Genomic DNA, 17,303 nt, shown 5'->3' on the forward strand with positions numbered 1-17,303 from the left:
CGTCCGTCGTGACGCGGCGTGCGGGCGTACGCACGGCTCACTCGGCGATGCCCACGACCAGCCAGATGAAGCCCACGCCCCCGATGGTGCAGAGAAGGGTGGAGCGGGCGGGATGGGTGTGGTGCGCCTCGGGAAGGATCTCCGCAGCGGCCAGGTAGAGCAGCGCTCCGCCGAAGAAGCCGAGATAGCCGCCGAGCAGTTCCTCCGGAAGGGTGAACAGCAGCGTCGTCGCGGCGCCCACGACCGGTGCCGCGGCAGCCGCGAACAGCATCAGGAGCGCCCTGCGGCGGGCGTTCCCGTACAGACTGGTGAGGGTGTACGTGTTGAATCCGTCGGCGAAGTCATGACTGATCACCGCCAGCGCGACGGCCACGCCCATGGCTCCGCTCACCTGGAAGGCGGCGCCGAGCGCGATGCCGTCCATCAGGCTGTGGGCGACCATCGCGGCCGCCGCCGTCAGCCCCACCTGCGGTACGCGTTCACCGCTCGCCCCGTGTGCCACCTGGCGTACGGCGAGCAGGCCCTCGACCAGATGGGCCACCAGGAAGCCGCCGACGAACAGCAGCAGCGCGGCCGGCACCCCGAACACCGGGGCGCCCGCGGCCTCGATCGCCTCCGGCAGCAGGTCGAGGCCGACCACGCCGAGCATCAGCCCGCCCGCGAAGCCGAGCACCAGGTGACGGCGGTCGGTGACGCGTTGTGCGACCCAGCCGCCGGCCAGAGTCATCAGGAACGCGCCGAGCGCGACGAACACCGCCATGGGGCCTTGCTAGCCGATCGGGCCCTCTCCGCGCATCTCAGGGTGTCCTTACCGGCGGCCTCCGCCGTACGCCTCCCGCCGCCCGGGTCCGTGCTTCGTCTACCGAACGGCCCCGCCTCTCCCCCGTACCACCGAGACGTTTGACCTGAAAGGCAGGACTCCGCCCATGACCGGAGCATCCGTCGGCCCCGGACCGGAGTCCGGCGCCCGCAGTCTGGTGGTCGGCATCGGCGCGCGCCGCGGCGTCCCCGGCGATGTGGTGTTCGCCCTGATCGAGGCGGTGTTGAGCGGGGCGGGGCTGGACGTGGCGGATGTCGCGGAGGTGGCGACGGTGGAGGCCAAGGGGGACGAGCCGGGGATCGTGGGGGCGGCGGCCCGCCTCGGGGTGCCGGTGCGGACCCATCCGGCCGGGGCGCTGGCCGCGGTCCACGTGCCGCACCCCTCGGGCGCGGTGGGCGCGGCGGTGGGAACGCCGTCGGTCGCGGAGGCCGCGGCGCTGATCGAGGCGGACGAACTGGTGGTGCCGAAGACCCGCGGGCCGGGCGGGAACGCCGCGGCCAAGGGGGCGGCGACCTGTGCGGTGGCCCGTCGGCTTCCGGCCGTCACCGGGACTTTCGATGTTTCCGGCAGGAAAACTTCCACCTCACCGGTGACGGCGGGCTCCCGCCCGTTCACCATGGCTGCCATGACTCCCCCCACACGGAACATCGAGAGCGCCGGGCCCGACCTGCGCCACCACGGCGACGCGGAGGTGCGCGGCGAGAATCTGACCGATCTCGCCGTGAACGTCCGTACCCACACTCCCCCGGAGTGGCTGCGCGAGCGGATAGCCGCGTCGCTCACCTCGCTGGCCGCCTATCCGGACGGGTCCTCCGCCCGCGCCGCGGTCGCCGGCCGGCACGGACTGCCGGTGGAGCGGGTGCTGCTGACGGCGGGCGCGGCCGAGGCCTTCGTGCTGGTCGCCCGCGCGCTTCCGGCCCGGTATCCGGTCGTGGTGCATCCGCAGTTCACCGAACCGGAGGCGGCGCTCCGGGCGGCCGGGCACGGAGTGGGGCGGGTGCTGCTGCGCGCCGAGGACGGCTTCCGGCTCGATCCGGCGGCGGTGCCCGAGGAGGCGGACCTCGTGGTGATCGGCAATCCGACGAACCCGACGTCCGTGCTGCACCCGGCGGCGCTGCTGGAGCGGCTGGCGCGACCGGGGCGGACCTTGGTGGTCGACGAGGCGTTCATGGACGTCGTGCCGGGCGAGCGCGAGGCGCTGTGCGACCGGACGGACATCCCGGGGCTCGTGGTGCTGCGCAGTCTGACCAAGACATGGGGGCTGGCCGGGCTGCGGATCGGTTATGTCCTGGCCGCTCCGGAGACCGTGGCGCTGCTGGCCGAGGCGCAGCCGCTGTGGCCGGTGTCGTCCCCGGCGCTGGCGGCGGCGGAGGCGTGCATGGAGCCGCGGGCGCTGGTGGAGGCGGCCGAGGCGGCGGACCGGATCACGGTGGACCGGGCCCATCTGCTCGCCGGGCTGGCCGAGTTCAGCGAGGTGGAGGCGGTGGAGACGGCCCGGGGGCCGTTCGTCCTGGTGCGTCTGGAGCGGGCGGCGGAGGTTCGGGAGCGGTTGCGGCTGCTGGGCTTCGCGGCCCGGCGCGGGGATACGTTCCCGGGGCTGGGGCCGCAGTGGCTGCGGCTCGCGGTCCGCGACCGGGCCACGACCAACCGATTCCTCCAGGCCCTGGACCAGGCCGTGCAGGCGCTGCCCACGAGATCGGCGCGCTGAGGAGTCCTGCGCGGAGGGGCGGCGTTCGTCGTACGAGCGCCGCCCCTCCGTTCCCCCCTCGGGCCGGGCGGGTCAGGCCTGGCTGCCGCGCCTGCGCGCCACCACCGTGGCGCCCGCGCCGACGGCCAGCAGCAGGGCCGCTCCGCCCGCGATGTACGGGGTGGTGGAGCTGCCGCCGGTCTCGGCGAGGTTCGGTGGGGTGGGGGCGGTGTCGGAGCCGGTCTGCGGCTTCACGTCGCCGCCGCTCGTGCCGTTGCCCTGGTCTCCGGTGGTGCCTCCGTCGCCCTGGTCGCCGCCTGTGGAGCCGCCGTCCGTGGTGCCCGGCTTCTCCGGGGTCTTCGGCTTCTTGGGGGTCTCGCAGGTCGCCTCGGCGAGGGTGACCTCGCCCTCCACCTCGGCGACGTTGAGCTTGAGGGGGTTGACCGACACCTTGAGCTGAAGTGCCGTCGCGGCCGCCGTGCGCTCGGTGGTGACCGTCTTGGAGAGGTCGAGGGAGACCTCGCCGACGCCCGGCACCGACACCCGCGTCGGACCGCCCGCGGTGAGGGTCACCTTCTTGCCGAGCACCGAGACATGGCCCAGCACGTTCGACTCGGCGACGGGCTTCCTGCCGGTCTCGCAGACCGCCTTGGAGGTGACCTTCTCGACCTCGACGAGCGAGAGCAGGGGCAGTCCGGGCACATGGATCCGGGCCTTGACCAGGTTCGTGTACCCCTCGGCCCGGTGCTCGTCGACGGTCGCGTTCGCGGTGGCCACGTCGGCGCGCAGGACGCTGACCGGGGCGCCGCCCTCCACTCCGTCCACGTTCACGCTGAGCGCGGTCTTCTCGGCGCTGGCCGGGGCCTTCACCTCGTTGAGGGTGACCTTGAGAGGGACCTGGACGGTCTTGTTGAGGAGCGAGACGTCGAGTCCGGTACGGAGCACGACCGCGCTCGCCCTGCCCTCGCCGCCGGTGGTGGGCGTCGCCGGGGCTGCGTGCGCGGGGACGGCGGCAAGCAGCGCGACGGGAGCGGCGGCGACCGCCAGGGCAGCGAGACGGAAGGTGTTGCTGTTCAAGATGGTGGAACCCCCACAAGAGACATGGAGCCACCGGCACAGTCCAATGGGGGACATCGCCCGTGCCGGCGGCCTCGACTCCGTGAATCTTTACGCACTGAGGGTGAACTGGCGGATACCTGACGTGAGTTCACCCCAAAGGGGGGTTTCCGTGCGCATATTCGAATCTTTCGGCACGCGCGTTCCCTCCGGTGCCCTTCTGTCACCCGTTTCACCGAGCGCGAGCCGTACGGCGGCCGATCGCGCCAGGGCATGTCCGGTGCGTGCGCAGAAGTGCTTCAACGAGCCGGGGACCTCATCGGTCACCGCCCGTCAACACCGTGCCCGCGCGGCCCGCCTCAGCCCACGAGCCGCCCGTTCAGCACGACGTGCCGAGGGGCCGCCAGCACCCGGACGTCCGCGCGCGGGTCCTCGTCGTACACGACGAGATCCGCCGGGGCGCCCTCCTCCAGCGCGGGCCGCCCCAGCCAGCGCCTGGCTCCCCACGCGGTGGCGGACAGCGCCTCCAGGGGCCCGATGCCCGCCTTGACCAGCTCGGCGACCTCGCCCGCGACGAGGCCGTGCGCCAGGGAGCCGCCCGCGTCGGTGCCGACGTAGACCGGGATGCCTGCGTCGTATGCGGCGCGGACGGTGTCGTAGCGGCGTTCGTACAGCCGCCGCATACGGGCCGACCAGCGGGGGAACTTGGCCTCGCCGCCCGCCGCGAGGTCGGGGAAGGTGGCGATGTTGACCAGCGTCGGGACGATCGCCACCCCTCGTTCGGCGAAGAGCGGGATGGTGTCCTCGGTCAGCCCGGTGGCGTGCTCGATGCAGTCGATGCCCGCCTCCACCAGGTCGCGGAGCGACTCCTCGGCGAAGCAGTGCGCGGTGACGCGGGCGCCGAGCCGGTGCGCCTCGGCGATGGCCGCCACCAGCTCACCGCGCGGCCAGCAGGCGGTCAGGTCCCCGGCGTCGCGGTCGATCCAGTCCCCCACCAGCTTGACCCAGCCGTCCCCGCGCCGGGCCTCCCGCGCCACGTACGCGACGAGGTCGCCGGGCTCGATCTCATGAGCGTAGTTGCGGATGTAGCGGCGGGTCCTGGCGATGTGCCGGCCGGCCCTGATGATCTTCGGCAGGTCCTCCCGGTCGTCGATCCAGCGGGTGTCGGAGGGCGATCCGGCGTCGCGGACGAGCAGGGCGCCGGCCTTCCGGTCGGTGAGCGCCTGTTCCTCGGCGGTCGCCGCGTCGACCGGGCCGTGCCGGTCCAGACCCACATGGCAGTGCGCGTCGACCAGACCGGGCAGCGCCCAGCCGGTGAGCGTCACCGCGCCGTCGGCGCCGGGTGGCCGCTCGTAGGTGATCCGCCCGCCCACGGCCCAGAGTTCGTCCCGCACCTCGTCCGGGCCCACGAGCACCCGGCCCTTCACCCGCAGCACCCGCTGCTCCTCCTGATCACTCATACGCGGCACTGTACGAGGCCGTCGGTAGGCTGCCGACGGGGCGTCGGCCGCGGGCAGGGCCCGCCGCCCGGCCGCCGGAAGCCCGACCGACCACGAACCCGAAGAGAGCACCGAACCGTGACGCACCCCTTCCTCGACCTCCCCCCGCTCACCGCCGCCCACTTCGCGGCGATCGAGCGACGCGTGGCCCGGCTCCTCGCCACGGAGCAGGACGTCGTCATCACCCAGGGCGAGGCGCTGCTGCCGCTGGAGGGCTGTATCCGCAGCGGCGCGCGGCCCGGCTCGACCGCGCTGAACGTGGTCACGGGTCCCTACGGACAGACCTTCGGCAACTGGCTGCGGGACTGCGGCGCCGAAGTCATCGATCTCACGGTGCCCTTCCACACCGCCGTGACGGCCGGCCAGGTCGCCGAGGCGCTCGCCGAGCACCCCGGGATCGACTTCGTCTCGCTGGTGCACGCGGAGGCGGCGACCGGCAACACCAACCCGGTCGCGGAGATCGGCGAGGTGGTCCGGGCGCACGGCGCGCTGTTCATGCTGGACGCGGTCGCCTCGGTGGGCGCCGAACCGCTGCTGCCGGACGCCTGGGGCGTCGACCTGTGCGTGATCGGCGCACAGAAGGCCATGGGCGGACCCGCCGGGGTGTCGGCGGTGTCGGTGAGCGCGCGGGCCTGGGAGCGGATCGCCGCCAACCCGGCCGCCCCGCGGCGCTCCTACCTCTCCCTCCTGGACTGGAAGGAGCGCTGGATCGACGGCGGCCGTACGGCGCTGCCGCACGCCCCGGCGCAGCTGGAGATGCTGGGGCTGGAAGCCTGCGTGGCGCGGATCGAGGAGGAGGGCCTGGACACGGTGATGGCCCGCCACGCCTCGGCCGCCGCGGCGACCCGGGCCGGAGCGGTGGCCCTGGGCGGCGGACTGGAGGGTTACGTCCACGAGGCGCGGGACGCGGCTCCGGTGGCGACGACGCTGCGGGCCCCGGCGGGGACGGACGCGGCCGCGCTGGTGGCGCGGGCACTGGCGGCGGACCCCGCGCTGCCTCTCGTCGCGGGCGGCGGGGCGCTGTCCAAGGAGATGATCCGGGTCAACCACTACGGGGCGGATGCGACGCGGGGCGCGGTGCTGTCCTCGCTCGCGGCTCTGGGGGCGGCGCTGGCCGAGGCGGGCCGGCGGGTCGATATCGAGGCTGCCCGCCGGGCCGTATCGGAAACCTGGCCGAGTCTCTAGATATCCATAATGCGGGGAGCTGCTTTACCGAAAGCAGCTCCCCGCATTCTTCTGCCCGCTTTCCCGCCCCCTAAACGCGGAAGTTTTCGCGGGCATCGAACCTCGTGATTCGGACACGTCTCACGAGAGTTACAACCCTGTGACCGACTCCACACGGGCGGCGTTATGCCCGAAAAATTCAGGACAAACAGCGGCAAATAGTACCTGGATCATGGTGAATCTCGCGCACGCCTGATAACACACAGGGCCTCTCCACCCAACCCTTCGCGTCGATGCAATTTCGAAATTTGCTGGGTAAATTCAATTCCCATGACCGCCGCACCAGCAGATTTTGCCCGTGCCCGAAGCGAATTCCTCAGTATCGATGCCCCACGAGTGGAGGACGGAGCCGCGATCTGGCGCATCGCCCGCGACTCCCAGGTTCTGGACCTGAACTCCTCGTACAGCTACCTGCTGTGGTGCCGTGATTTCGCCGCGACCTCCGCCGTCGCCCGTGGCGAGAAGGGCGAGCCCATCGCCTTCGTGACGGGCTACCTCAGGCCCGACCGTCCCCAGACCCTCGTCGTCTGGCAGGTGGCCGTCGACCAGGCCCACCGGGGCAAGGGACTGGCCGCCACCCTGCTGGACGCGCTGACCGCCCGGGTCGCCGCCGACCAGGGCCTGTCGTCCGTCGAGACGACGATCACCCCGGACAACACCGCCTCCGACCGGCTGTTCACGTCCTACGCCCAGCGTCACGACGTCGCGCTGGAGCAGGAGGTCCTCTTCGACGGCGGGCTGTTCCCCGAGGGAACGCACCTGCCCGAGGTGCTCTACCGGATCGGCCCGTTCTCCACCTGAGCCGTCCCGGCCACCACCCGGCGTACCCGACCCCTACGCCGGGACCCACGATCTTGCGCGCCGGCCGACCACCCGGTGCGATCCCGGCCGCCGTCGCGCGGCGGGAGCACGCGACCACCGCCCGTCACACCCCCTCACGCAGGAGATCCGCTGTGACCATCACCCCGCCCGCACTGAGCGTCTTCGAGACCCTGGAGTCGGAGGTGCGCAGCTACTGCCGCGGCTGGCCCGCCGTGTTCGACCGCGCGCAGGGCGCGCGGCTGACCGACGAGGACGGCCACTCCTACCTCGACTTCTTCGCCGGGGCCGGCTCGCTCAACTACGGCCACAACAACCCCGTGCTGAAACGAGCGCTGATCGACTACATCGAGCGCGACGGCATCACCCACGGCCTGGACATGGCGACCACCGCCAAGCGCGCGTTCCTGGAGACGTTCCAGAACGTGATCCTGCGCCCGCGCGACCTGCCGTACAAGGTGATGTTCCCCGGCCCGACCGGCACCAACGCCGTCGAGTCGGCGCTGAAGCTGGCCCGTAAGGTCAAGGGCCGCGAGTCCGTCGTCTCGTTCACCAACGCCTTCCACGGGATGTCGCTGGGCTCGCTGGCCGTCACCGGCAACGCCTTCAAGCGTGCCGGGGCCGGAATCCCGCTGGTGCACGGCACCCCGATGCCGTTCGACAACTACTTCGACGGCCAGGTCCCGGACTTCCTGTGGTTCGAGCGGCTCCTGGAGGACCAGGGCTCCGGACTGAACAAGCCCGCCGCCGTGATCGTGGAGACGGTCCAGGGCGAGGGCGGCATCAACGTCGCCCGCGCCGAGTGGCTGCGCGCGCTCCAGGACCTGTGCCACCGCCAGGACATGCTGCTGATCGTCGACGACATCCAGATGGGCTGCGGCCGTACCGGCGGCTTCTTCTCCTTCGAGGAGGCCGGCATCGTCCCGGACATCGTCACGCTGTCGAAGTCCATCAGCGGCTACGGCATGCCGATGGCGCTCTGCCTGTTCAAGCCGGAGCTGGACATCTGGGAGCCGGGCGAGCACAACGGCACCTTCCGCGGCAACAACCCGGCCTTCGTCACGGCCGCCGCCGCGCTGGACGCCTACTGGGCGGACGGCCAGATGGAGAAGCAGACCCTGGCCCGCGGCGAGCAGGTCGAGCAGGCGCTGCTGGCCATCTGCGCCGAGGAGCCGACCGCGCAGTTCCGCGGCCGTGGCCTGGTCTGGGGCATGGAGTTCGAGGACCCGGCGCGCGCCTCGGCGGTCTGCGCCCGCGCCTTCGAGCTGGGGCTCCTGCTGGAGACCTCGGGCCCGCAGAGCGAGGTCGTCAAGCTGCTGCCGTCCCTGACCATCACCACCGAGGAACTGGACGAGGGCCTGCGCACGCTGGCCCGCTGCGTCCGCGAGACGGCCTGACCCGGCACTGCCGGGGCAGGTGGAGAAGAGAGGTCCCGGGCCGCGAGGCCCGGGACGCTGCACCGAGAGAAAGGCAACCGCTCACCGTGATCGTCCGATCGTTCAGTGACATCGAGAACACCGACCGGCATGTGAAGTCCGCGTCCGGCACCTGGGAGAGCAAGCGCATCGTGCTCGCCAAGGAGAAGGTGGGCTTCTCGCTCCACGAGACCGTGCTGTACGCCGGCACGGAGACCTCGATGTGGTACGCCAACCACATCGAGGCGGTGCTGTGCACCGAGGGCGAGGCCGAGCTCACCAACGACGAGACCGGCGAGAAGCACTGGATCACGCCCGGCACCATGTATCTGCTGGACGGGCATGAGCGGCACACCATGCGGCCCAAGACCGACTTCCGCTGCGTGTGCGTCTTCAATCCCCCCGTCACCGGACGGGAGGATCATGACGAGAACGGTGTCTACCCACTGCTGACCGAGGAGGCCTGAACCACTATGACCACCGAAGTACGCGCCGATCTGTACCCATCGCGCGGCGCCGCCGAGATGACCACTCCCCGCCAGGACCCGGTCATCTGGTCCGCGCCGGGCGCACCGGGTCCGATCGCCGCCAAGGATCTCCAGGGGTATGAGCACGACGGGTTCCTCACCGTCGGCCAGCTGATCACCCCGGACGAGGTCGCCGTCTACGAGGCGGAGCTGAACCGGCTGATCTCCGACCCGGCGGTCCGCGACGACGACCGCTCCATCATCGAGTCGCAGTCGCAGAACGTACGGTCCGTCTTCGAGGTCCACAAGATCAGCGAGGTCTTCGCCGCTCTGGTCCGTGACGAGCGGGTGGTGGGCCGGGCCCGCCAGATCCTCGGCTCGGACGTGTACGTCCACCAGTCGCGGATCAACGTGAAGCCGGGCTTCGGGGCCTCGGGCTTCTACTGGCACTCGGACTTCGAGACCTGGCACGCGGAGGACGGTCTGCCGAACATGCGGACGGTGTCCGTGTCGATCGCGCTGACCGAGAACTTCGACACCAACGGCGGGCTGATGATCATGCCCGGTTCGCACAAGACGTTCCTCGGCTGCGCGGGCGAGACGCCGAAGGACAACTACAAGAAGTCGCTCCAGATGCAGGACGCCGGCACCCCGTCCGACGAGGCGCTGACGAAGATGGCCGACCGCCACGGCATCAAGCTCTTCACGGGCCCGGCCGGTTCGGCGACCTGGTTCGACTGCAACGCCATGCATGGTTCGGGCGACAACATCACCCCGTACGCGCGCAGCAACGTCTTCATCGTCTTCAACAGCGTGGAGAACGAGGCGCGGGAGCCCTTCGCGGCTCCGATCCGCCGCCCGGAGTTCATCGGGGCGCGGGACTTCACCCCGGTGAAGTAGCGGACGCACGGGCCGGGACGGGATGCCGTCCCGGCCCTGCGCGGGTAACTCGCTGGACCTGGGCGGGGTCACCGGGGAGGGTGTCCGCCATGAGTTCCCACGTGCGCCACATCACGATCGACTGCGCCGACGCCTACGCGCTCGGCAGCTTCTGGGCCCAGGTGCTGGACGCCCCGCTCTCCGACGAGGACCAGCCCGGCGATCCGGAGGCGCTGGTCGAGACCCCCGGCGCGGCGATCCTCTTCGTGCAGGTGGCCGAGGACAAGCAGACGAAGAACCGCGTCCATCTGGACGTCCAGCCGCAGGACCGCTCCCGGGACGAGGAGGTCGAGCGGCTGCTCGCGCTCGGGGCCACGCTGGTGGGCGACCACCGCAAGCCGAACGGGCGCGGCTGGGCGACGCTCGCCGATCCCGAGGGCAACGAGTTCTGCGTGGAGTGCGGCGCGGCCGAACGGGCGGCGCTGACCGGCGCCCGGCTGCCGGTGACCGCCGACGATGTCACCGCGTCCGTGCGGCTCGCCGTGGACGTGCTGGCCGGAGCCCCGGCGGAGCGCTGGGAGACGCCCGCGGGGAGCCTGACGTGGACCTGCTGGGAGACGGTGGAGCACCTGAGCGACGATCTGTTCGCGTACGCCGTGCAGTTGGGGCCGCGTACGCCGCCGCTGGACCACGACGTGCCCTACCGGTGGGCGCCCGATCGGCAGGGCGGGCCGTACAACGCGATCTTCGCCGACCGTGCCGCCGGGCCCGGCGGGCTGCTGGCCACGCTCGAGGCGAGCGGGGCGCTGCTGGCCTCGATGGTGCGGACGACGGGGCCCGAGGTGCGCTCGTACCACGGGTTCGGGATCTCCGACCCGGAGGGCTTCGCCGCGATGGGCGTGGTGGAGACCCTGGTGCACACCCATGACCTCGCCGAGGGCCTGGGGCTGGAGTGGTCGCCGTCCCCCGCGCTCTGCGACCGGGTGCTGGCCCGGCTCTTCCCCGACGCCCCGGCGGGCGGCGACCGGTGGACCGTGCTGCTGTGGGCCACCGGCCGCGCCGAGCTGCCGGACCATCCGCGCCGCACGTCGTGGCGGTGGGACGGGCGGCCGGTGAGCGTTCAGACGGCGTCGAGCGCCGGGTAGTCGGTGTAGCCCTTGGCGTCGCCGCCGAAGAAGGTCGAGGGGTCGGGGGTGTTGAACGGGCCCCCGGCCTTGAGCCGGGCGGGCAGGTCGGGGTTGGCGAGGAAGAGCGCCCCGTAGGAGATCAGGTCGGCGATGCCGTCGTCGATCACCGTGTGGTCCTCGGGTCCGGTGACGCCCTCGGAGTGCACGTTGATGACGAGGGTCCCGGAGAAGGCCTTGCGCAGCGCGAGGGTCAGCTCGCGGATCGGGGTGGCCTCCAGGATGTGCAGGTAGGCGAGGCCGAGCGGCTCGATCTCCCGGACCAGCGCGGTGTAGACGGCGTCCGGCGCGGGCTCGTCGATGTCGTTGTACGGGTTGCCGGGCGAGACGCGCAGCGCGGTGCGCTCCGGGCCGATCTCGGCGGCGACGGCCTTGACGACCTCGACGGCGAAGCGGATGCGGGCCTCGTCGGAGCCGCCCCACGCGTCGGTGCGCAGGTTGGTGTTGGGGGCGAGGAACTGGTGGATGAGGTAGCCGTTGGCGCCGTGCAGCTCGACGCCGTCGAACCCGGCGTCCACCGCGTTGCGGGAGGCGGCCACGAAGTCGGCGACGGTCGCGCGGACCTCGGCGTCGGTCAGCTCGTGCGGCTCGACGAAGTCCTTCGGGCCGACGTGGGTGTAGACCTGCCCCGCGGCCCTGACCGGGGAGGCGCTGACCGGGACCAGGCCGTCGGGCAGCAGGACCGGGTGGCCGATGCGGCCCGCGTGCATGATCTGGGCGAAGATCCGGCCGCCCTCGGCGTGCACCGCGTCGGTGACCGTGCGCCAGGAGGCGACCTGCTCGGCGCTGTGCAGACCGGGCGTGGTCGGGTAGCCCTGGCCCACCACGGAGGGCTGGATGCCCTCGGTGATCACGAGGCCGGCCGAGGCACGCTGGGCGTAGTAGGTGGCGGTGAGCTCGGTGGCGGTGCCGCCCTCACCGGCCCGGCTGCGGGTCATCGGGGCCAGCGCGATGCGGTTGGCCAGCGGGGTGCCGGACAGGTCGATCGGGTCGAAAGCGGTGGTCATGAAGGCTCCCAAGAAAGTATGTGGTCGGCCAAGCATCGGCGCCGACGGCAACTGTAACCCATTGATTGGCCGACCAAGGTAAAGTCGTGGGAAACCGTCGGGCATCATCGAAAGCCGCCGAACACAGCCCCGAGGACCCCCAGGAGCCCGTCATGATCACCGGCCACGCCACCCCCGCGGAAGACGCCTGTACCGACGCGCTGCCCACGGCGGCGCTCAGCGGGCCGGTGAGCCACGCCGTCTCCCGGGTGGCCCGGCTGCACCGGACCGCGGCGGGCAAGGCGCTCAAGGGGGTGGACCTCTACCCGGGGCAGGAACTGCTGATGATGCATCTGTGGGACCGGGGGGCGGTGCGTCAGACGGAGCTGATCAGGGCCCTGGACCTGGACCCGTCCACGGTCACCAAGATGCTCCAGCGGCTGGAGCAGACCGGGCATGTGCGCCGTCGCCCCGACCCGGCCGACCGGCGGGCCGTGCTGGTCGAGGCGACGGACGAGAGCTGCGCGCTGCACACCGCGGTCCAGGCCGCCTGGGGCAGCCTGGAGGAGCACACGCTCGCGGGTCTGGGCCCGGCCGAGCGCACGGAGCTGATCCGGCTGCTGGCGAAGGTCGAGGAGAACCTCTGCCGGGAGACCGCGGACTGCCCCGACCGGCACTGACGCACGGGCTCCGAAGCACGGGCTGCGACGCACGGGCACTGACGTACGGGCGCTGATCCCAGGCGTACGCGGGAGACCTCAGGCCAGGAACTCCAGCACCCGGTCCACGTCGGCCTCGGTGTTGTAGAGGTGGCAGGAGATCCGCAGATTCCCGGCCGGGGCCGAGACGGCGATCCCGGCCTTCACCAGCTCCGGCCGACGGCCGTCCAGTCCCGGCACGGCGACGATCGCCGACTCCCCGGGGACGGCTGCGTGCCCGAGCTCGGCGAGCCCCGCGCGCAGCCGGGCCGCGAGCCCGGTGGCGTGGGCGTACAGGGCGTCGGCGCCGACCTCCGCGAGCAGGTCCAGGGAGTGCTCGGCCCCGTGGTACGAGAGGAAGGCGGGCGGCTCGTCGAAGCCGCGGGCGGTGGGGGCGAGGCGCTCCAGCGGGCCGTAGTTGCTGTTCCAGGGGCGGCCCGCGGAGACCCAGCCGGCGAAGAGCGGCGGCAGGGTGTCCTGCGCCTCCTCGGTGACGGTCAGGAACGACGTGCCGCGCGGGCAGAGCAGGAACTTGAAGCCGCCGGTGACGGTGTAGTCGTACGCCCCGGCGTCCAGCGGGAACCAGCCGGCCGCCTGGGTGGCGTCCAGCAGGGTCCGGGCCCCGTGCGCGGCGGCGGCCGCGCGGACGGCGGCGAGGTCGGCGACCCGGCCGTCGGCCGACTGCACGGCGGAGAAGGCGACCAGCGCGGTCGAGGGGCGTACGGCCCCGGCGAGTTCCGCGAGCGGCGCGTACCGCATGCGCAGATCGCCGCGGAGCGCGAACGGGCTGACCACGGAGGAGAACTCACCCTCGGGGCAGAGGACTTCGGCGCCGGGCGGCAGCGAGGCCGCGATCAGCCCGACGTGGACGGTGACGGAGCTGCCGGTGGCGACCCGGTCGGGGTGGACCCCGGCGAGCCGGGCGAAGCCGACCCGGGCGGCCTCCACCGCGTCGAAGCTGCCCGCCCCCTCCCGCCGGCCGACGGCGTTCTCGTCGGCCAGGGCCTTGACGGCGGCGATCGTCCGACGGGGCAACAGACCCCAGCTGGAGGTGTTGAGGTAGGTGACCTCGGGGGCGAATTCGACGGCTGCCGCTTGGATGGGCGCGAGGATCGTCATACGCCCACCCTGGAGCCCCCTTAACCCAAAGTCAATTACGAAGAGTTAAGGGGTGCACCAAAGGATTACTTATGATCCGCGACGGGTGGGGCTCAGCTCCCCGGAACCTCGCAGGCCCCGTCCGCGTCGCAGGCCGCCGCGTCCCCGCCGACGGTGGTCAGCGCGGTGGCGGGGCGGTCCTTCCAGGCCTGCTCCAGCGCCTGCACGAAGACCTCCGACGGCTGGCCGCCGGAGATCCCGTACCGCCGGTCGAGAACGAAGAACGGCACGGCGTTGGCGCCCAGTTCGGCCGCCTCGCGCTCGTCGGTGCGGACGTCGTCCGCGTACGCCTCGGGGTCGGCGAGCACCGTACGGGCCTCGTCGGCGTCGAGTCCGGCCGCCACGGCGAGGGCGAGCAGCACCTCGTCGTCGAAGACGGAACGGTCCTCGGCGAAGTTCGCCCGGTAGGCGAGGGTCAGCAGCTCGTCCTGGCGGCCGCGGGCCTTGGCCAGGTGCAGCAGCCGGTGGATGTCGAAGGTGCTGCCGTGGTCACGGCCCTCGGTGCGATAACCGAGCCCCTCCGCCTGCGCGTTGGCCGCGACGTTGGCCTCCATCGCGGCGGCTTCCTCGCGGCTGCGGCCGTACTTCTCGGCCAGCATGTCGATCACGAGCGCGGTGTCGCCCTTGGCCCGCGAGGGGTCGAGCTCGAAGGAGCGGTGCACCACCTCGACCTCGTCCCGGTGGGGGAACTCCGCGAGGCCCTTCTCGAAGCGGGCCTTGCCGATGTAGCACCAGGGACAAGCGATGTCGCTCCAGATCTCGACGCGCATGACTCTTCTTCTCTCCAGGGGTCGCGGGGGTGTGCGGAGGGTCGCTCCGCACCGCAGGTCACCGGTGCGAACACGCCGGGGAGCCGGAGGATTCCCGTATCCCCGTCACCGCCCGTCGCGCGGGCTCATGCGCGGCGTCCGTCCACCCGGCGGGGCAGGCCGAGCGGGTTGTCCTCGCGCAGCTCCGGCGGGAGGAGCGCCTCGGGGGTGGACTGGTAGGTGACCGGGCGCAGCCAGCGTTCGACCGCCGTCGCTCCGACCGAGGTGGAGGTGGAGGTGGTGGCGGGATAGGGGCCGCCGTGGTGCTGGGCCGGGGCGACGGCGACGCCGGTCGGCCAGCCGTTGACCAGGATCCGCCCGGCGAGCGGGGTGAGGGCGGCCAGCAGGCGCGCCGCGTCGGGGTCGGCGTCCTCGGTGGCGATCTGGAGGGTCGCGGTGAGGTTCCCGGGCAGCCGGGCCAGGACGGCGGCGATCTCGTCGACGGAGGCGTACCGGGCGACCACGGTGACCGGGCCGAAGCACTCCTCCAGCAGGGCGTCGTGCGGGCCCTTCGCGGTCAGCCGGGCGGCCGGCACGGTGAGGAAGCCGGCGGAGACGGTGTGCTCGCCGGCCGCGCCGGGGGTGACGGGGGCCCCGACGTCCGGCAGCGCGGCCCGCTCCCGTACGCCCGCGACGAAGGCGTCGCGCATGCGGTGGTCCAGCAGGACGCCGGAGCCGGTGGAGCTGACCGCCTCGGTGAGGGTCTTCAGGAGCTGGTCGCCCGCCGCGCCCTCGGGGACGAGGACGAAGCCGGGCTTGGTGCAGAACTGGCCGACGCCCAGGGTCATCGAGCCGCCGAGCCCCGCGCCGATCTCCCCGGCGCGCTCGGCGGCGGCCGCCCCGGTGACGACCACCGGGTTGAGGGAGCCGAGTTCGCCGTGGAAGGGGATGGGGGCGGGGCGGGCGGCCGCCGCGTCGAACAGGGCGCGTCCGCCGCGTACCGAGCCGGTGAAACCCGCCGCGCTCACCAGCGGATGGCGGATCAGCTCGACGCCCGCGTCGAAGCCGTGCACCAGGGTGACCACGTCCTCGGGCAGGCCGGCGCGGGCGGCGGCCCGGCGCAGGACGGAGGCGCAGAGTTCGGAGGTGGCCGGGTGGTCGGGGTGCGCCTTGACGACGACCGGGCAGCCGGCCGCGAGTGCGCTGGCCGTGTCGCCGCCGGGGACGGAGAAGGCGAGCGGGAAGTTGCTGGCCGCGTAGACGGCGACGACCCCGAGCGGAATCTTGTAGCGGCGCAGATCGGGCCAGGGCGGGGTCCGGGAGCCGTCCTCGTGGTCGATGTGGATATCGAGATGGGCCCCTTCGTCGACGACCTCCGCGAAGGCCCTCAACTGGGCTGTGGTGCGGGCGAGTTCACCGGTGAGCCGGGCCGGGCCGAGAGCGGTCTCGGCGTCGGCGGCCTCGATGATGTGCTCGCCGGACTCCTCCAGCAGCTCCGCCGCCGTCCGCAGGAACGCGGCGCGCACCGCCCGGTCGGCGAGGGCGTCGCGGACGGCGTGGGCCGCCCGGACCGCGCGGCCCACCTCCTCGGCGGTAGCCTCCACGGCAACCTGCTCGCGCGGGTTCCCGGTTCGGGGGTCGACGCTCCAGACTGGTGCTGCGCTCACCGTGATTCCCTCCCATCGCCTGACCGTATCCGGCCGCACATCAGCAAGTGTTCGGTATTCTGAACAGAGTTCCTGATGGTGAATGTGCTGGGACTCTATTTCCGGGCGTTCCGTGTTGGCAATCGTGGTGGCGGGCTTTTCGGACGACGTGTCGGCCGAGGAGCCGAAGAGGCTGGAGAAGGGGGCGTGGGCGATGTCGGTCGCCGAGTCCGGTGGAGCACAGGTCAAGTCCGCGGTACGGACGGTGGAGCTCCTCGAATACTTCGCGGGGCGGCCCGGTATGCACTCGCTCGCCGCCGTCCAGGAGGCTGTCGGCTATCCCAAGTCCAGCCTCTACATGCTGTTGCGCACCCTGGTGGAGCTGGGGTGGGTGGAGACGGACGCGACGGGCACCCGGTACGGGATCGGCGTCCGCGCCCTGCTGGTCGGCACGTCGTACATCGACGGCGACGAGGTCGTGGCCGCCGCCCGGCCGACCCTGGACCGGCTGTCCGACGACACCACGGAGACCATCCACCTGGCCCGCCTCGACGGGACGAACGTGGTCTACCTCGCCACCCGGCAGTCCCAGCACTATCTGCGCCCGTTCACCCGGGTCGGCCGCCGGCTGCCCGCGCACTCCACCTCGCTCGGCAAGGCGCTGCTGGCCACGCACAGCGACGAGCAGGTCCGCAAGATGCTTCCCGCGGCGCTGCCCGCGCTGACCGAGCACACCATCACGGACCGCGAGAAGCTCATCGAGGAGCTGCGGCTGGTCCGCGAGCAGGGCTACGCGGTGGACCGCGAGGAGAACACCCTCGGGCTGCGCTGCTTCGGCGTGGCGATCCCCTACCGGACGCCCGCGCGCGACGCGATCAGCTGCTCGGTGCCGGTCGCCCGGCTCACCCCCGGGCACGAGCAGATGGTGAAGGACGCCCTGTTCGACGCCCGGGACCGGCTCACCCTGGCGACCCGGCGGCTCTGATGGCCACGGCCGCCGCCCGCGGGTCGGCCCG

The 17,303-nt window shown here is 72.3% G+C and carries 16 protein-coding genes; 9 read left to right on the forward strand and 7 right to left on the reverse strand.

Annotated features, from left to right (window positions below; all coding sequences use genetic code 11):
- Positions 1-37 precede the first annotated feature (37 nt).
- Positions 38-760 carry a ZIP family metal transporter gene (locus ACH4UK_RS00330; RefSeq protein WP_398353852.1) on the reverse strand — a complete coding sequence of 241 codons (723 nt, stop codon included), beginning with the start codon at positions 758-760 and terminating at the stop codon, positions 38-40.
- Positions 761-926: 166 nt separating this feature from the next.
- On the opposite strand from ACH4UK_RS00330, the gene cobC reads away from it, so the two are divergent.
- Entirely contained in the window at positions 927-2,528 is a 1,602-nt protein-coding gene (gene cobC, locus ACH4UK_RS00335; RefSeq protein ID WP_398353853.1) for an Rv2231c family pyridoxal phosphate-dependent protein CobC, read from the forward strand.
- Between the two features lie 72 nt (positions 2,529-2,600).
- Here the strand turns inward: cobC and ACH4UK_RS00340 are convergent, their stop codons facing one another.
- Together ACH4UK_RS00340 and ACH4UK_RS00345 are read right to left on the reverse strand one after the other, a co-directional pair.
- Complete coding sequence (locus ACH4UK_RS00340; protein WP_398353854.1) at positions 2,601-3,584, reverse strand: SCO1860 family LAETG-anchored protein; 984 nt, start codon at positions 3,582-3,584, stop codon at positions 2,601-2,603.
- A gap of 338 nt (positions 3,585-3,922) precedes the next feature.
- Positions 3,923-5,023 (reverse strand): amidohydrolase family protein, encoded by a 1,101-nt coding sequence (locus ACH4UK_RS00345; protein WP_398353855.1) that lies wholly within the window; start codon positions 5,021-5,023, stop codon positions 3,923-3,925.
- Positions 5,024-5,140: 117 nt separating this feature from the next.
- On the opposite strand from ACH4UK_RS00345, the gene ACH4UK_RS00350 reads away from it, so the two are divergent.
- From ACH4UK_RS00350 to ACH4UK_RS00375, 6 genes are all read left to right on the forward strand, one after another.
- Positions 5,141-6,247: a pyridoxal-phosphate-dependent aminotransferase family protein gene (locus ACH4UK_RS00350; RefSeq protein WP_398353856.1), complete on the forward strand. Its 1,107-nt coding sequence runs from the start codon at positions 5,141-5,143 to the stop codon at positions 6,245-6,247.
- Positions 6,248-6,556: 309 nt separating this feature from the next.
- Positions 6,557-7,087, forward strand: a complete 531-nt coding sequence (gene ectA, locus ACH4UK_RS00355) for a diaminobutyrate acetyltransferase (protein ID WP_398353857.1) — start codon at positions 6,557-6,559, stop codon at positions 7,085-7,087.
- Between the two features lie 152 nt (positions 7,088-7,239).
- Positions 7,240-8,502 carry a diaminobutyrate--2-oxoglutarate transaminase gene (ectB, locus tag ACH4UK_RS00360; protein ID WP_398353858.1) on the forward strand — a complete coding sequence of 421 codons (1,263 nt, stop codon included), beginning with the start codon at positions 7,240-7,242 and terminating at the stop codon, positions 8,500-8,502.
- Positions 8,503-8,588: 86 nt separating this feature from the next.
- Entirely contained in the window at positions 8,589-8,987 is a 399-nt protein-coding gene (locus tag ACH4UK_RS00365; protein WP_398353859.1) for an ectoine synthase, read from the forward strand.
- Positions 8,988-8,993: 6 nt separating this feature from the next.
- Positions 8,994-9,887, forward strand: a complete 894-nt coding sequence (thpD, locus tag ACH4UK_RS00370; protein ID WP_398353860.1) for an ectoine hydroxylase — start codon at positions 8,994-8,996, stop codon at positions 9,885-9,887.
- Positions 9,888-9,976: 89 nt separating this feature from the next.
- The gene (locus ACH4UK_RS00375; RefSeq protein ID WP_398353861.1) at positions 9,977-11,011 is read left to right on the forward strand and encodes a VOC family protein; all 1,035 of its coding nucleotides are present in this window, start codon (positions 9,977-9,979) and stop codon (positions 11,009-11,011) included.
- Here ACH4UK_RS00375 and ACH4UK_RS00380 read toward each other — a convergent pair.
- On the reverse strand, positions 10,987-12,057 hold the full coding sequence (locus ACH4UK_RS00380; RefSeq protein ID WP_398353862.1) for an alkene reductase: 1,071 nt from the start codon (positions 12,055-12,057) through the stop codon (positions 10,987-10,989). The genes ACH4UK_RS00375 and ACH4UK_RS00380 overlap by 25 nt on opposite strands.
- Before the next feature lie 152 nt (positions 12,058-12,209).
- Here ACH4UK_RS00380 and ACH4UK_RS00385 point away from each other — a divergent pair, with 152 nt between their 5' ends.
- Positions 12,210-12,716: a MarR family winged helix-turn-helix transcriptional regulator gene (locus ACH4UK_RS00385; protein ID WP_398353863.1), complete on the forward strand. Its 507-nt coding sequence runs from the start codon at positions 12,210-12,212 to the stop codon at positions 12,714-12,716.
- A gap of 78 nt (positions 12,717-12,794) precedes the next feature.
- Here the strand turns inward: ACH4UK_RS00385 and ACH4UK_RS00390 are convergent, their stop codons facing one another.
- The 3 genes from ACH4UK_RS00390 to ACH4UK_RS00400 all read right to left on the reverse strand — a co-directional run bounded on the left by ACH4UK_RS00390 (position 12,795) and on the right by ACH4UK_RS00400 (position 16,308).
- On the reverse strand, positions 12,795-13,853 hold the full coding sequence (locus ACH4UK_RS00390) for an aminotransferase class V-fold PLP-dependent enzyme (RefSeq protein WP_398353864.1): 1,059 nt from the start codon (positions 13,851-13,853) through the stop codon (positions 12,795-12,797).
- A 92-nt stretch (positions 13,854-13,945) separates the two neighbouring features.
- Positions 13,946-14,662 carry a DsbA family oxidoreductase gene (locus tag ACH4UK_RS00395; protein ID WP_398353865.1) on the reverse strand — a complete coding sequence of 239 codons (717 nt, stop codon included), beginning with the start codon at positions 14,660-14,662 and terminating at the stop codon, positions 13,946-13,948.
- Positions 14,663-14,787: 125 nt separating this feature from the next.
- Positions 14,788-16,308, reverse strand: coding sequence for an aldehyde dehydrogenase (NADP(+)) (locus ACH4UK_RS00400; protein WP_398353866.1), 1,521 nt, complete (start codon positions 16,306-16,308; stop codon positions 14,788-14,790).
- Between the two features lie 193 nt (positions 16,309-16,501).
- Between ACH4UK_RS00400 and ACH4UK_RS00405 the strand changes: the two genes are divergently transcribed.
- Positions 16,502-17,272, forward strand: coding sequence for an IclR family transcriptional regulator (locus ACH4UK_RS00405; protein WP_398354900.1), 771 nt, complete (start codon positions 16,502-16,504; stop codon positions 17,270-17,272).
- Positions 17,273-17,303 lie beyond the last annotated feature (31 nt).

It is taken from the genome of Streptomyces sp. NPDC020884 (assembly GCF_044333935.1).
Classification (GTDB): Bacteria; Actinomycetota; Actinomycetes; order Streptomycetales; family Streptomycetaceae; genus Streptomyces.